General features: G+C 46.3%; 18 protein-coding genes. 4 read left to right on the forward strand and 14 right to left on the reverse strand.

Annotated elements, in window-relative coordinates:
- The first annotated feature begins 119 nt into the window (after nt 1-119).
- Entirely contained in the window at nt 120-1,397 is a 1,278-nt protein-coding gene (locus AC27G9_RS05620) for a winged helix-turn-helix domain-containing protein (RefSeq protein WP_487071883.1), read from the forward strand.
- An 83-nt stretch (nt 1,398-1,480) separates the two neighbouring features.
- Here AC27G9_RS05620 and AC27G9_RS05625 read toward each other — a convergent pair whose 3' ends face one another.
- The 3 genes from AC27G9_RS05625 to fadR all read right to left on the reverse strand — a co-directional run bounded on the left by AC27G9_RS05625 (nt 1,481) and on the right by fadR (nt 2,944).
- Nucleotides 1,481-1,834, reverse strand: a complete 354-nt coding sequence (locus AC27G9_RS05625) for an outer membrane protein assembly factor BamB family protein (protein WP_487071885.1) — start codon at nt 1,832-1,834, stop codon at nt 1,481-1,483.
- 68 nt (nt 1,835-1,902) lie between these two features.
- Nucleotides 1,903-2,136: a hypothetical protein gene (locus AC27G9_RS05630; RefSeq protein ID WP_487071887.1), complete on the reverse strand. Its 234-nt coding sequence runs from the start codon at nt 2,134-2,136 to the stop codon at nt 1,903-1,905.
- A 97-nt stretch (nt 2,137-2,233) separates the two neighbouring features.
- Complete coding sequence (gene fadR / locus AC27G9_RS05635; protein WP_487071889.1) at nt 2,234-2,944, reverse strand: fatty acid metabolism transcriptional regulator FadR; 711 nt, start codon at nt 2,942-2,944, stop codon at nt 2,234-2,236.
- Between the two features lie 511 nt (nt 2,945-3,455).
- Between fadR and nhaB the strand changes: the two genes are divergently transcribed.
- The 3 genes from nhaB to AC27G9_RS05650 are packed head-to-tail and all read left to right on the forward strand — an operon-like array spanning nt 3,456 to nt 6,130.
- On the forward strand, nt 3,456-5,036 hold the full coding sequence (gene nhaB, locus AC27G9_RS05640) for a sodium/proton antiporter NhaB (RefSeq protein WP_487071891.1): 1,581 nt from the start codon (nt 3,456-3,458) through the stop codon (nt 5,034-5,036).
- 15 nt (nt 5,037-5,051) lie between these two features.
- Complete coding sequence (dsbB, locus tag AC27G9_RS05645) at nt 5,052-5,576, forward strand: disulfide bond formation protein DsbB (protein ID WP_487071893.1); 525 nt, start codon at nt 5,052-5,054, stop codon at nt 5,574-5,576.
- Nucleotides 5,573-6,130, forward strand: a complete 558-nt coding sequence (locus AC27G9_RS05650) for a GNAT family N-acetyltransferase (protein WP_487071895.1) — start codon at nt 5,573-5,575, stop codon at nt 6,128-6,130. The genes dsbB and AC27G9_RS05650 overlap by 4 nt, the downstream gene beginning before the upstream one ends.
- Here AC27G9_RS05650 and AC27G9_RS05655 read toward each other — a convergent pair.
- From AC27G9_RS05655 to tsaB, 11 genes are all read right to left on the reverse strand, one after another.
- Entirely contained in the window at nt 6,127-6,573 is a 447-nt protein-coding gene (locus AC27G9_RS05655; RefSeq protein ID WP_487071897.1) for a hypothetical protein, read from the reverse strand. The genes AC27G9_RS05650 and AC27G9_RS05655 overlap by 4 nt on opposite strands.
- Nucleotides 6,574-6,582: 9 nt before the next feature.
- On the reverse strand, nt 6,583-7,080 hold the full coding sequence (locus AC27G9_RS05660; protein ID WP_487071899.1) for a YcgN family cysteine cluster protein: 498 nt from the start codon (nt 7,078-7,080) through the stop codon (nt 6,583-6,585).
- Complete coding sequence (locus tag AC27G9_RS05665) at nt 7,070-7,738, reverse strand: fumarylacetoacetate hydrolase family protein (protein ID WP_487071901.1); 669 nt, start codon at nt 7,736-7,738, stop codon at nt 7,070-7,072. Before AC27G9_RS05665 ends, AC27G9_RS05660 begins: the two co-directional genes overlap by 11 nt.
- Nucleotides 7,739-7,741: 3 nt before the next feature.
- Nucleotides 7,742-8,713: a lytic murein transglycosylase gene (locus AC27G9_RS05670; protein WP_487072067.1), complete on the reverse strand. Its 972-nt coding sequence runs from the start codon at nt 8,711-8,713 to the stop codon at nt 7,742-7,744.
- 17 nt (nt 8,714-8,730) lie between these two features.
- The gene (locus AC27G9_RS05675; protein ID WP_487071903.1) at nt 8,731-9,030 is read right to left on the reverse strand and encodes a YcgL domain-containing protein; all 300 of its coding nucleotides are present in this window, start codon (nt 9,028-9,030) and stop codon (nt 8,731-8,733) included.
- A gap of 21 nt (nt 9,031-9,051) precedes the next feature.
- Entirely contained in the window at nt 9,052-10,194 is a 1,143-nt protein-coding gene (rnd, locus tag AC27G9_RS05680) for a ribonuclease D (protein ID WP_487071905.1), read from the reverse strand.
- A 57-nt stretch (nt 10,195-10,251) separates the two neighbouring features.
- Complete coding sequence (fadD, locus tag AC27G9_RS05685; RefSeq protein WP_487071907.1) at nt 10,252-11,904, reverse strand: long-chain-fatty-acid--CoA ligase FadD; 1,653 nt, start codon at nt 11,902-11,904, stop codon at nt 10,252-10,254.
- A 167-nt stretch (nt 11,905-12,071) separates the two neighbouring features.
- Nucleotides 12,072-12,908, reverse strand: coding sequence for an alpha/beta fold hydrolase (locus AC27G9_RS05690; protein ID WP_487071909.1), 837 nt, complete (start codon nt 12,906-12,908; stop codon nt 12,072-12,074).
- A gap of 89 nt (nt 12,909-12,997) precedes the next feature.
- Nucleotides 12,998-13,726 carry a Slp family lipoprotein gene (locus tag AC27G9_RS05695; RefSeq protein ID WP_487071911.1) on the reverse strand — a complete coding sequence of 243 codons (729 nt, stop codon included), beginning with the start codon at nt 13,724-13,726 and terminating at the stop codon, nt 12,998-13,000.
- 309 nt (nt 13,727-14,035) lie between these two features.
- The gene (locus tag AC27G9_RS05700; protein ID WP_487071913.1) at nt 14,036-14,338 is read right to left on the reverse strand and encodes a hypothetical protein; all 303 of its coding nucleotides are present in this window, start codon (nt 14,336-14,338) and stop codon (nt 14,036-14,038) included.
- Nucleotides 14,339-14,413: 75 nt separating this feature from the next.
- On the reverse strand, nt 14,414-15,094 hold the full coding sequence (gene tsaB, locus AC27G9_RS05705; protein WP_487072069.1) for a tRNA (adenosine(37)-N6)-threonylcarbamoyltransferase complex dimerization subunit type 1 TsaB: 681 nt from the start codon (nt 15,092-15,094) through the stop codon (nt 14,414-14,416).
- Between the last annotated feature and the right edge of the window lies 1 nt (nt 15,095).

The raw sequence follows: 15,095 nt of genomic DNA on the forward strand, positions 1-15,095 counted from the left end.
ATCCAATCGTGATTTCAATGACGCTGAACTTTAGTTAGGCTGTGGCTAAACGTCATGACAAAACCTTCTTATTTTTCTGACAAAGTGCTGCAAGGTACCAAGGGGATACATAATTTCCAATGAAATCAGAACCATACAAGAAAATACAGATCAATAACTGGATTCTGGATATCTCTTCAGGTGAACTGGAAAACGCCGCCCAGGCCTCCTCATCTGTCGCTAAGTCTAGGCGATTCGACCCACTGAGTACTCAACTTTTAATCTTGCTTGCACAACAGCACAACCAACTTGTCAGCAAGGATATGATAACGAATCAATTGTGGCCGGATACCATCGTCACTGACGACGCATTAGCTCGTTGTGTATCACGTGTTAGAAAACTACTCGATGATGACGCCAAACAGCCTGAATTTATCGAAACCTTACCCAAACGAGGCTATCGATTGATCGCTGAGCAGGTAAGATGGGTTTCAGAGCCACCAGCTGACACATCGCCACCATTGCATTCTCGTTCCCCTTCTCGGTGGTCTATTGCCTTATTTGTCTTAGGCATTTTTGCGATTGGCCTTTTTTTCACTGTGTATCGAACGCCATCTTCCCCCGTTAATGACGTTATCGCGCAGGCCGACACATACTATCACCAGATTTCCCGTCATCATAACGAGATGGCGGTCGAGCTCTATCAAAAAGCGCTCGCGCTTGATCCCAACTCGATAGAGGCTGCTTCGGGTCTAGCCAATGCCTTCGTGCAACGAGCGATTAGGATGCCAACACATGAGGACACCCAGAGCTGGCAAGCGCTGAGTTTGAGCAGCGCGCTAGCAAATGGCAAGCTCAATTCAAACGAGGCTCAACTGCAACTTACCCAAGCCCAGCAGTTAGCATCTCGTGCCGTTTCACTTGATTCAAGTAACGCGCGGGCCCACAAAGCGATGGGTTTTGTGATGTCAGCACAAAATCAATTGGACAGCGCCATCGAACACTACCATACCGCCTTAAAACTCAACCCTCTCGCTTGGGACGTATTGATCAACATGGGAGAACTCTACGCCTATCGAGATGAACCAAATCAGGCCATCATCTATTTTAAACGCGCACTTGATGCCGTGAATCAAAGCGAGACTGCAAAAAATAGCGAGGGCAAAGCATGGCGGGCGTCTATCGGCACGATTATTGGCGATGAATATGCGCAGCTGGGGAATACCAATGAAGCTGAAATTTGGTATCGGCACGTTTTAGCCTTTGCGCCGTTTGACAAGGCAGCAACGTTAGGACTCGCTTCCTTATTACGGCAAGCCAACAAAGAGGGGGAATACCAGCGTTTGTGTGACCAATACCAAGATCGAATCGGTGAGGTACTGTGCCGACCCTACACTATCAGTGAACCAGGTTTGTAAAAACACGGTCCACACCCTAGTCGGGGCGAGAGGCCATGCCAGTACCGATAGCATAAGTTGACGCTGGAACATGAATCACGTGGTTATTCGCCACCGCCGTCGCCAGCACTTCCACCACTACCTAATGCCGTCGCCACCGCAGCAGAAGACTGCTGTAGTGCGCCATGGCCGGCTACTGCGGCTGTACTCTGGCTTTCACAGGCAATAATACATGGGCCATAACCCATACCTTTGAGTGTGTTTTCCCAACGAATCTCGCCGTTTTCCGCACTGAGACAAAACATATGGCCTGTGGCATAGGCAAATACACTGTCGCCATCAAGTAGCACATTTGTTACGGTATTTGATGTTCTCAACTTTGTTGCCCAAAGCGTGTCACCAGAGTGTTTATCTAAACAGACTAGATGCCCATTTATACCCAAATATAACTTTTCCATTTATCGCATCCTTTAGCTATTCAACGGCAGTGATTTCGGGAAATATTACAGGCAATGGGAGTTTACGGCTAGTGTTCCCGAGAGCCTTCACATTCGCCATCGTCGTAGTGATACCTACCGCCATTATCAAGACATATGTCGACTAGCAAAAACTGCACAACTGGCTTGTAAGCCAACCCAAATCCAATCAGAAAACAGCCTAGCCCAACCTTGATGTCTCTTTTCCGTTTTTTAAACAACCCGCGGTATAGCCGCTGGATACCAAGGGCTAACATGAATACGGCAATGACAAACGATAACATCTTCTCTCCTTCACGAGCATTATCGGTGGGCTTTCACAAAAGTGCTCGCACAAAAAAGCCCGCATAAGCGGGCTTTTCAATATTGTGTAGCGGCATGTTAATCTACGATATCCGTTGGCATTTCGTGTCGAATTTCCTGCCAAAATTTTCCACTTTCAATACCGTAATTGCGGATAACAAGTGGCACTTTTTCAAAATCGCCTTTTTGTGCCAAGTCCAACAGTTGCATATAGTAATTCTTCGCGATATCGCGGCCTTTCTGGTACGAAAAGAAAAAACCACCAATGCGCGAGTAAATGCTGCGAAAGCCGTTCATCATTAACACAAAGACTTTGTTATTTGACGCCAAGGCGAGTTCATGATTCATTTTGTAGTCGAACTCTGCAAACGCTGCACCGTCTTCTTCGATTTTGTCGAATTCACCGATGATCTCTATCGCGCGTTCGGCGTTGTTTCTGATCGCACCGCGAATGAAAACTGCACTTAAATTAGTACGTGCCGCTAACAGGTTATCAACCAATTCTGGAATACCATCTTGGTCAAGGCGTGCCAGGGTCTCAAGAATATTGAGGCCACAGGTTTCCATGAAGTTATTCACTTTCGTTGGTTTACCGTGCTGGATAGTTAACCAACCGTCACGTGCAAGGCGTTGCAACACCTCTCGCAATGTCGTCCGCGTGACGCCAATTAGCTCAGAGAGTTCACGCTCCGCTGGCAATATTGTGCCCGGTGGGAACCGACCACTCCAAATAGATTCAACAATGTACTCTTCGGCAAAACCGGCAGGACTTTGGGCCTTGTAAATCATAACTCACTCGCTTGCACGTTCTTGTTATTTTGAACTGATTGTACCAGATGCAAATCAGTTTTAACAAACAATTAATATCTAAATTTACTGAACTTCGTCAATTGCGTTGCGAATCTCTGAAACATGCAAATTTAAAGGCATACAACGCATTCTGGACCGTCATTATCAAGCGTCGTAGAGAAACACTACAAGTTTGAAGATCTTAAGCGCAATTACCCACAATTTTGCCACATTAATGGCGACTATAAACTTCAGCTATTAGATTTAATAAGGGCAAGGAATTAATAATAAAAGGTTTGGCGCAAATAAATTTATGCTGAAATAGAATTTATCGCTATACATCATAAGTATAAAGCTTGGTTGCGGCGAAAAGATGAGGTAGTCTTGGTTACCCTTTGTTAACGCTGCTTGATGAAAATCTGAGCACGCGGGCAAACGTTGTGAGCTGCGCTGACAAGAATCTATCGGCGCAAATTACAAAAGCCTAAAAGATGTATAAGGATAAACACCTATGCAAACCTCAATGACCGGGGCGATTTACAAAAATTTTCTTGGCCATGCACCTGATTGGTACAAAAAAACCATCATCGCATTTCTGATTATCAATCCGTTTTTATTCCAGTTAGACCCCTACATTGCTGGGTGGGCTCTGGTTTTAGAATTCATTTTCACCTTAGCAATGGCGCTAAAATGTTACCCCTTACAGCCGGGCGGTCTATTGTTAATCGAAGCCCTTTTTATCGGGATGACGACCCCGAAACACATGTATCACGAGATTGAAGTCAACATTCAGGTTCTGCTTTTATTAGTGTTCATGGTAGCAGGCATCTATTTCATGAAAGACCTGCTGATGTTCTTGTTCACTAAATTGGTGATCAAGGTAAAGAATAAGCTCACGTTGTCGCTAGCGTTTATTGCCGCATCGGCATTCCTTTCGGCATTCCTAGACGCACTAACCGTAGTTGCGGTTATTATTAGCGTAGGTATGGGTTTTTACACGATTTATCACAAGGTCGCTTCAGGCAAAGACTTCCATCACGATCACGACCACACTTCAGATGATAAAGTTCAGCATTTAGGCCGAAATGACCTAGATGATTTCAGGGCATTCTTACGCAATCTGATGATGCACTCAGCTGTCGGTACGGCGCTTGGTGGCGTTATGACGATGGTGGGTGAACCACAAAACCTCATTATCGCTGAAAAAGCAGGTTGGGACTTTGTCGAGTTTGCAACACGTATGTCCCCTATTACGATTCCAGTATTCATCTGCGGACTGTTAACAACGGTCGTATTGGAAAAAACGAAATGGTTCTCGTATGGCGCTCAGCTACCCGAAGCCGTTCGTGCAATCTTAGTTGATTACGACAAACACATGGACGAAGACCGCACAATCCGCGACAACGCTCGTTTGATTCTTCAAGCTCTGATCGGTGTTTGGTTGATCATCGGTTTGGCATTACACCTCGCTGAAGTAGGCTTGATTGGCCTCTCGGTAATCGTACTCGCGACGTCTGCCAGCGGCGTCATCGAGGAGCATTCTCTGGGCAAAGCCTTTGAAGAAGCACTGCCCTTTACTGCCTTACTGTGTGTTTTCTTTGGCGTCGTTGCCGTCATCATTGACCAACAACTTTTTGCGCCGGTTATCCAATGGGTACTGTCCTATGAAGGTAAAACACAATTGGTCTTGTTCTACCTGGCAAATGGTGTCCTATCCATGGTGAGTGACAACGTATTCGTGGGCTCAGTGTATATCACAGAGGTCATGGCAGCGTTGCAGGACGGTAAAATTACCCGTGACCAATTCGACTTATTAGCGGTTGCGATCAATACGGGAACTAATCTACCTTCTGTTGCCACCCCTAATGGTCAGGCGGCGTTCTTATTCATGTTGACGTCAGCCATTGCCCCATTATTGAGATTGTCTTACGGGCGTATGGTAATGATGGCCATCCCCTACACGATTGTACTGACAATAGTGGGCTTAGCCGCGACCTACTTCGGTCTCGTTGAGGCTACCGGCATGCTGTACGATGCTCATCTTATCGAGCATCACTCAGCCACGGTCACTGACGCCGATAGTGCGCATTAATTCAGGGTTGCAGTAATGAAGTTATTACATCAACTGAGCAGTTGGTCAGAGTCCAAGTCATCATGGGCGGTGCTATTTTTCACTGCCCTTGGTCTACAAATCGCGGCGCTGTACTTCCAGTACGGTATGGGTATTGAACCTTGCATTATGTGCATTTACCAACGAACCGCCGTGTATGGTATTTTGTTGTCGGCCCTGTTGGTGTTGATTTTCAATAACGTGATCACTCGAGTTACTGCTATGGTCGGATGGGCAGTTTCAGCAGTGTGGGGATTTATTATCGCTCGCGAGCATGTTGAAATTCTTCACAGTACCAACCCGTTTGCCACTACATGTGAATTTGTGCCTAACTTCCCGTCGTGGGCTCCACTTCACGAATGGCTTCCGGTGTTGTTCGAAGCGAAAGGCTTGTGCGACGAAGATTCTTGGCACTTTTTGTCGCTGGGTATGGCGGAATGGATGAGCATCATCTTTGCGTTGTACACAGTCGCGGTTGCTTTGGTTCTCGCTAGCCGCTTTGTTGCTAGAAAGCCATTTTGATCGACCTTACCACTCTGCCTTCGAAACTCGCGCCGATTACCACAGAATCGGCGCCTATCACTATTGAGCGAATTGGCTCACAACACGTAAAGCCCCTATGTGAAAGTGGTTGCAGCGCTGCTGAGACAGTCAAACCTTGGTTGGGATCTACACTCTGCCCGACCAACCCAAGCGCCGCAAAACAGTGTATTGAGCAATTCGAACATGCACGGCAATCTGGATATGGCATCGCCTATCTCCCTATGTATGAAGGAAAATGCCTAGGCATGGGAATTGTGAACTATATTCACCCGATCCACAGAGTGGCGAATTTGGGGTACTGGATTGCGCCACAAGCTTGTGGGCAAGGCTTGGGCTCATTGCTGTGTGACCGCCTGATCAGTTTAGCGAAGAATCATTTAAATCTCGTGCGCTTAGAACTGTTTATTGAGCCGGCAAACATTGCGAGCATCAAGCTGGCACAGCGCATTGGAGCAGCAAAAGAAGGGTTGTGCCGCAAGCGTGTTTTCGGACGCGATGCCTATTTGTATAGCTTACTACTCGACAACGACTAACGAAATCTGAGCTTTTGCTCATCCACCGTTAGCCTAATCTCATCTCCATAAGCACAACCCTGTATGTAGGGTGCCAATACTTCTATTACAGTTTCTGACTGATGATGAGCCGGTTTTGTGTCGGGATGAGGGTAATAAATCAACGCCTTAAATTGCGTCTTTTGCCATTGAACTACGCAATCTACGAAAGAAAACGTTTCTGCAGGTACGCCTTCCAGCCAGTTTACGTTCTCAAATACATAATCAGCCAGCCTTAATTCCCATCGTCGAGGCTTGATATCCAAGTTGAGTGTCGCAGGATAAAACGCACTCAAATCAAGCCCTATCCCTTTAAACACGGGCTTTTGTAACGCAATCGTCCCGCTTGGGTATGGTGAATCTGAAGCCAAACCAGAAGCCACCCTGTGGCCTCTAATCAACTCGCATGCGACGCTGGTGTCCATGACAATGACTCAATCCAAATCTTCTAGTGGCCACAGTGCGATATAGTCTTCGAATTGTGTTAGGTCGACATCCACCTCGTAAATAGTCTTGCTTCTGACCGACATACCGGCTTTGTGCATCGCGGTTTTCTTCCCGCGATTGAGCAAAGGATGCCATGACGGCATACCTCTCCCTTCATGCAGACGTCTGTAGGTACAACTCGGTGGCATGAAAAATATGTCTTTTAGATTGTCTTTGGTCAGTTTAACGCACTCGGGAACCAACTCCGTGCGCTTCTCGTACTGGGTACATGAACAAGATTTGGTATTGAGGTAAGAACAAACAATATTAGTGTAGTGAACCGACTCTCCCGGATTAATGACATCCGTTGTTTCGGCTTCCTCTATTTCTTCATCGTCAATAAACTTGTGTAAACAGCACTTACCGCAGCCGTCGCACAACGACTCCCATTCACTGTCGTTCATCTCTTCGAGTTGCTTTGTTTCCCAAAATCGTTCAACTGTCATCTTGGCTCACCTGCGTAGAGATCGTGAAATAATCGTTAAGCTTACATGTTAATTTATCGCCAGGGCGCAATGGCCCAACGCCTTTTGGCGTGCCAGTTAACACAAGGTCGCCAGCTTCTAACGTGAAGTAGCGAGAAATATAACTGATAAGGCTAGCCGCTTGTCTTATCATCAGTGCTGTATGACCCTGTTGGCGATACTCTCCGTTGACTTGCAATGAAAAATGCAAATCTTGGATGTCACTGACCTCCTCTACCGGGATAAACGAGGATACTGGGCAGCTATTGTCAAACGCTTTCGCTATCTCCCATGGGTACCCTTTCGATTTCAATTCAGTTTGCTTATCACGCAAGGTTAGATCCAAAGCAAGACCGACGCCGATTATCCCCTGCATCGCTTCGCTCTCTGTGACATTGGTCAATGTGCGACCAACTAGCAAGGCAATCTCTAATTCATTGTGGCATTCGCCATCGGCAGTAGGAATACAAAACGGCGCAGCCAAATCGCAAAAAGCAGAAGCCGGCTTAATGAAAAGCAGTGGGTCAGTCGGCACCGAATTGTTGAGCTCTTCTATGTGATCCATATAGTTGCGCCCGACACAAACGGCTTTGCCCGTTTGTAGTGGCGCGTTATTCGATGTAAATGTGAAGTGTTTCACTGTTCAGAACCCTCGAATTCGGTCTGAAAGATACCCCACCGACACACCAAAGTAAGAAGAACGATTCCAACGCATCAAGGTATGAAAGTTATTGTATACCAAATACACCCTGCCCTCGGGTCCGTCGGGCATGATTAACGAAGCTTTCACATCAACATTGGGGAGATCTCTGCCATCATATCGGCGAACACCCTGCGCTTGCCAAAAAGATAAAGGTCGAAAGTTGTCTTTGCTCAAACCAGAGGGTAGTGACTCAGCGTTTTTTGGGATAATGACCTGTCGTCCCCACAACCCATTATCACTCCACCCCTCGCTGCTTAGAAAATTCGCGATTGAGGCAAATACATCGGCTGGTGTCGACCAAATATCTTTCTTACCATCCTTGTCATAATCTACTGCATAGGTCATAAACGTCGTTGGCATGAATTGACTCTGGCCCATCGCGCCGGCCCAAGACCCCTTCATTTCAGTGCTATCAATATGCCCAGCGCGAAGAATATCCAAAGCTGCGAAGAACTGACGCTTAAACATTTCCTCTCTACGCCCTTCGTAAGCTAACGATAGGGTCGCAGACAAAACAGGATAACGGCCTTGGATCTTGCCAAAGTTGGACTCGTTTCCCCACAATGCAAGAATAAAACGGGTTTGTACCCCGTACTCAGCAGAGATTTTCTCTAATAAGGCTCTGTGTTCTTGACCCAGTGTTATCGCACGATTGACCTTCCAGTCAGGAACACGGGTATCTAGATATTGGTCCAGCGTGATGCGCTTTTCGGGCTGATTGCGATCAGCTTTCACCGCTGTTGCCCGATACTCAACATTCGCCAGTTGCGCGTCTAGCCAGTCAGCCTCATATCCGCGACCAACGGCTTCTGATTTCACACTGTTCACATAATCAGCAAAACCCGCTGCACTCTTACCAGATGTTTGTGCAAAACCCACATGACTCAGCAAAAGACTCAATACAACGGGGATATAAGTTAGCGATTTTTTCAAAACTCACGTCTCTCCGGGTGTGCCGATAGGCCGAGCTCCGTTCGATGCTGCGCCAGCAAATCATCTTCTTTAGGCGGCATTTGAAGGTAAAACCCGTTTTCTTCAAGCGCTGTCATTAACTTTTCTTTATCAACGCCTGCGATGACTTGGCGTTTTTCCAAAGGCAGTATCATCACAAGTTCAGGGGTACCGAACTGAGACATCAGAGCCTCTGGCACTTTATTAAAATCGTCTTTTTTTTCTATGTAGAGATACATTCCCTGCTTTTTGCGGGTTTTGTAAACAGCACACAACATGGTCTTTGGTACCTATAACGTTTATTTCGAAAGAATTTGATCAAATGTGGACTTGAGCAATGGTCCTCTCCAGCCTGACAACAAATCGGGCTCCAAGCCCAACGCTCGGGTTTCATCGAGCTCAAACCACGTCCATTTGAGCACTTGGTTTATTTGTTTTTTCGAGGCAATCACGTCCACACTCACTTGGTTTTCGTCTGCCACCTTCTGGCACGCTTGTTTGAGTTCGCTAAACGTTGCTTTGTAGTGTTTTACATCGATAAGCCTTTTGACCTTGGCAACCAATGAACGTTCACCGCACTCCAATTCTGCAAGCGTTTGCGTCACAATCGCTGCGACTTTGTTGCCGTTGAACCTCACCTCTTGGGGTGAAACCGTCGGAATTTTTGCAAGTGCAGATTTACTCTGAACAAGTCGTACCGCCGATTCAAACAAGTTTCCTTCTTTGAACACATGGTTCAGCGCCATATCTTTATCCCGTGCTCGAGAGAGTCTCCACGCCGCTAAAGCTTGCAGTACAGTTAACTGGGTTTGGTTTAGTCGCCAAATATTCTTAAGCTGCAGATAAGCCATATCTAACGGCACTTGAGCCCGCTTGCGCTTAGCCAAAGACGCGATTTCTTGGTACACCCAATCCAACTTACCTGCTTCGTTAATTTCATCGAGTAACTCATGATAAACCGGCAGTAAATACAGCACGTCGTTTGCCGCATAGGCGCATTGTTTTTCACTCAACGGCCGAGCAAGCCAATCCGTTCTCGACTCCCCTTTGTCGAGCACAACGCCCGATTGCATTTCGACGAGTCTGGCGTAACCCAGTGTTGCACCTTTGCCTAAGACTGACGCCGCAAACTGAGTGTCAAAGATAGGCGACGGAACGACATTAAAGGCATTGAGAAAAGTTTCTAAATCTTCCGAGCATGAATGTAGCACTTTGACTACATTCTGATCAGTTAGTAAGGCAATGAGTGAGGTAAAATCATCCATTGCTAGAGGGTCTATCAATACGAGCTGTTGCCCGTCATAAAGTTGAATCAAACCCAACTGCGGCATTAGCGTTCGAGTTCTGACAAACTCGGTATCGATCGCGACGGCGTCTTGCTGACGTGCTGCTTCACATACCGCATCCAACTCACTTTGGCTGGTAACTAATTTGTATTCCATAAAAACGAAAACAGCCGGCTATTGCCGGCTGCTCCATAAAGTCATCTTAAATCTAACTTAGTCTCGAAGTTCTCGGCGTAGGATCTTGCCTACATTTGTTTTTGGCAGGTCATCTTTAAATACCACGAGTTTAGGTACCTTATAACCTGTCAGGTGCTGGCGACAATGTGCAATTACGGCTTCGGCGGTGAGGTTTTCGTCGTCACTCACAACAAACAGTTTCACTACCTCGCCACTCACTTCGTGAGGAACACCGACAGCAGCCGCTTCAATTACATTGTCATGCATCACCGCGACTTCTTCAATTTCATTTGGGAAAACATTGAAGCCAGATACGAGGATCATATCTTTTTTACGGTCAACAATATAGAAATATCCTTCATCATCCACTTTTGCGATGTCTCCGGTCGCAAGCCATCCTTCTTTTAGGATTTCGTCCGTTGCCTCTTGGCGATTGAGATAACCAGACATCACTTGCGGCCCTTTCACCCACATTTCGCCCGGTTCTCCAAGTGCGACTTCATTGCCTTCTTCATCCATCAACTTAATGTCTGTAGAAGGGACAGGCATGCCAATGGCCCCTCGATACGCATCAATTTGTGGCGGGTTTACCGTTACAACAGGTGAGCATTCGGTCAAACCATAACCTTCTAACAATACGGTGCCGGTGACAGCTTGCCACTTTTCAGCGACAGGTCTCTGTACAGCCATACCACCGCCCAGGCCAAACTTGAAGTTAGAGAAATCCAACTCGCTAAACCCGGGGGTATTGAGTAAGCCGTTAAACAACGTATTGACGCCCGGAAGAATAGTAAATGGATACTTTTCAAGCTCTTTGACAAAGCCAGGCATATCCCTTGGGTTAGTAATCAATAAGTTAGGGCAACCATACTTAACAAATAGTAGACAATTCGCGAGTAGTGCAAAGATGTGGTACAGCGGCAACGCCGTAACAACAAAGTCTTTACCCGGTTCAATTACGGTTTCCAAGATGCCTGACACTTGTTCTAGGTTCGCGATCATATTGCGATGAGTCAGCATCGCGCCTTTTGATACGCCGGTTGTACCGCCAGTGTATTGTAAAAAGGCTAGCTCATCGTTAGTAATGTCTGGACGCTCGTATTTTAATGATGCGCCTTTTTTCAGTGCATCGTTAAAACGAACGGCACTGGGAAGCGAAAATGCGGGTACCATTTTCTTGACGTTCTTTACTACAAAATTGACGATCCAGCGCTTTGGCGCAGGCAGCATATCACCAAGGCTCGTCAGCAATACGTTTTCGACTTTGGTTTCGCTAATGACTTCCTCAAGCGTACACGCAAAGTTTTCAACGATGATGATCGTTTTAACGTTGGCGTCGTTGAGTTGGTGCTTTAACTCTCGAGCGGTATACAGAGGGTTGACGTTGACAACGACCATACCTGCTCGCAACACACCAAACATCGCAACTGGGTACTGCAACATATTCGGCATCATAATCGCAACGGCATCACCGCGCTTTAACCCCGAATTTTGAAGGTATGCAGCAAACTGAGCTGAAAGCTTATCTAGCTCGGCAAAGGTCATCGTATGACCCATATTGATGTAGGCAGTGCCGTCTTTGTACTGCTTTACAGATTGTTCGAAGATATCAACAACAGATGAATAGCGATCTGGATTAATTTCCGGTGATACACGCGGGTCATAATGCTTTAGCCAGGTTTTTTCCACAAAACCCTCCCTCACTTTGAATGTTCGCTCTGGTAGTTGAAACCGATAGTGAAAGCTTTCAATCCTGAGTAGCGTTTCGCTTATCAATATTCAACTATAAGTTAAGCAACTGGTCTGATTACTTCACCTATAGTATCGGATGTTGAAACAAAGATAAACGCTCCTGTTTACAAATGGTCAACAAAGGAACAAATCACCTCACTTATTTCACAGGGCTTTTCCATGTGGATGTGGTGGCCCCCAGACAACATAGTCAACTGGCTATTTTTTAGCCACCCAGTTCTTAGCGCGTAGACTTGTTCCACTTGTTTAAAACTTTTATCTGCACCAACAAAGCAAATAGGACACTGGATATTTTCCATAAAGTTTTGTGCTTGGGATTCAGTTAATCTTAGCGTTGATTTAGTGCGCAGTTTACTATCGCTTTGCCAAATGGTTTGCCCCGACGCCAGTGTTGTTATATTGCGTTCAAGAATAAGTCTGGCGTGCTCTGGCGCGATATCACTGACTTTACATCTCGCGGTAATGGCGTGTTCGAGATCGACGGGTATGTCGCGCTTGGGTTTTGGCAGACGGCTAGTGACAGCCGCTTTGAGTTGTTCTGCACTTTTGTCCGCGGGCATGGTGAGTGGGCCACACGCGTCCAAACTGACAACACCACGGACGTATTCAGGAAAACTAGCGGCAAAAATACTTGCGATAATACCGCCCATTGAATGGCCCACAAGGATGACATCTTGCCAATTTTGCGATTCACATAAATTGTATAAATCTTGAATATAATCAAGAAGGTGATAGTGAGCGTCTACAGATCGATGTGGTGATTTGCCATGTCCCGGCCAATCAATAGCAACAAAATGATACTCTGATAGATAAGGCGCCAATGGGAGCATGCTTGCAGCGTTATCTAAGAATCCGTGCAAGCCGATAATCAAAGGACCCGTTCCTTGGTTGTCTAGTCCTCGCAGCTCAGATTGACCTGTCATCCAACTTTGTTCTTTCACGTTTATCTCCTAGAGGCAAATACCTGCCGCTCAAACGGCAAAAAGCCGCCTCGATGGGCGGCAATTTGCCAGAATACTATTGGTAGCGTTTAGCGCATTTCGCTTTTAATTCTGCCACGGTTAACCGAATTCACATTCCTCGCCGGCGTGCGATTTGACGCTCTATTCGGCGTGGTTGCTCTCGATGCACCAGACGACGATCTGGAGCGGATAATCACTGGATTTGAAGTAGGCGGTGAATAAGTTTCTACGTATCTAATCCGGTTAGGGAATGGTCTGTAAAATGGTCTGTTAAACCAAAACGGGTGGTAGAAATTAGAATAGTAGAAAGGCGAATACCAACCCATCCACGGGTCGACGAACATAGGTTGTACTCGATAATCGACTTGCTTACGCCACAAGTGATAATCTGAACCGTCTATCGCTGGATACATGTAAGGTTGTTCATCAACCATTCCCGCAACCGGCGTTGCTACTTGTCCAGTAAATGTCACGGCACGACCCGATTCAAAAATAATCGGTTCGACAAACCCCTCCAACACCACTTTAAAGCGACCCATTGTCTCGCCATTCGTATTGGGGCGGCCATAATGATTTAACGGAAATTGAACGATCTCAACAAACGTTTGATTCGGTTTGTTTTCAACACCTGCAATGACACCGCCCCATCGTGCGGTTTTCCCTTTCACAGATTCTCCACCAGTCACGGCACGGCTGTATGATACTAGCTCAGTCCCCTCTGGTACTTTGATCGCATCTGGTAAAATCGAACAACCACCGAGTAATACGACAGCCAACATTAAAAGAACTCGACTCATAACTCCCCCTAAAACGATACGCACTAACTGGTGCTTTCCTTGTCTGTTAAAAACTAAATATCCTTGATGTCGTTCAGCTTACTGAACTTTATCTGAATAGAAGCTGAATTGATGCTACCACATAATGCGAAAAAAACTTGAACACAATCTTAGGTAAGTGAACGCAAATGACGGTTCTTGCCCATCAGTGCTATTCAAACAGCGCACTTTGAGTCAGGTCTGTGTCTCGTTTCAACAATGATATCGCGTGTTGTATTACTTGTGCTTTTTCGACCGATGAGAGAAAGCTAACATCGGTGGCACCGACGTTTAAGCGAACAAATCAACGCCCAACAAGTTGCGAAGTTCTGCGCGCTTTTCTTCGCGTTCGAAGCTTTGATAAGAAGCGAGGGCTTGTTGAGAACGGCCACTAGGTTGGTCGTAAGTGGCTTGTTGTCTGAACTGATCCGCACCATCAATAACATCAGGGTTGTCAGTGGTACGAACCACGCCCGATGCACGATTCGCTTCCACCACAACAGGCGACGTTTTAGCCGTGGAATTTGTGCTAGATCTTGCTTTTTGTGCAGCATTATCAGCACTAGGGATAATAAATGACGTGTTGACGTCCATAGTATTTAACAGTTAAAACAACAGAGTAAACACACTGGGCTGCAATTTTCACGCCATATTCATTTATAAAATGGCTTATTCTCTTCCCGGTAGCTTCTTCCAAGTTACCGTGTCGCGCAAATAGACAGGGGCTACATCTTCTACTGCAGTGGCTAAACCTTTCGCATAGCCTGAGGCCGCCAGGGTTAACATATATTGTGCATCAGGATACATCACAGTGATGACTGCATTTTGTGTCACTTCGACTAGGGTGTCATACGCTCCCCACCCGGTACCAGCGAAATGTTTAACGCCGTCGGGAAGTTGCGATAATGCGATTTCAGGCGAGCAAACTTGTTCTTTCACTAATTCCGTTAATTCGCCGTCACAATAATCGTACACCGCAAAGTAAACTTCATTCATTCGAGCATCTATCGCCACCCCAATGCGAGTACTGTGTTCAGTCTGAGCGACTTGGTAAGCCATTGCTGCGAGGGTACTGACTCCAACAACGGGTAATCCTGTCCCTAAGGCCAGTCCTTGAATCATACCTGTTGCAATCCGCACGCCTGTGAAACTACCTGGCCCTCTACCATAGGCCAGTAGGGTCATTTCACTTAGATCCGATTTGGCACTTTTCAATACCTCGTCAACCATAGGCAAAAGTTTTTGGCTCTGCTGTTGCGGGCACACTTCAAACTGGTTTGCATTTCCATTGTTGGTCGAAACGGCAACAGAGCATGCTTCAGTTGCCGTATCAATAACCAAAATATTCAAT

It is taken from the genome of Alteromonas sp. 5NS40-0096 (assembly GCF_057544385.1).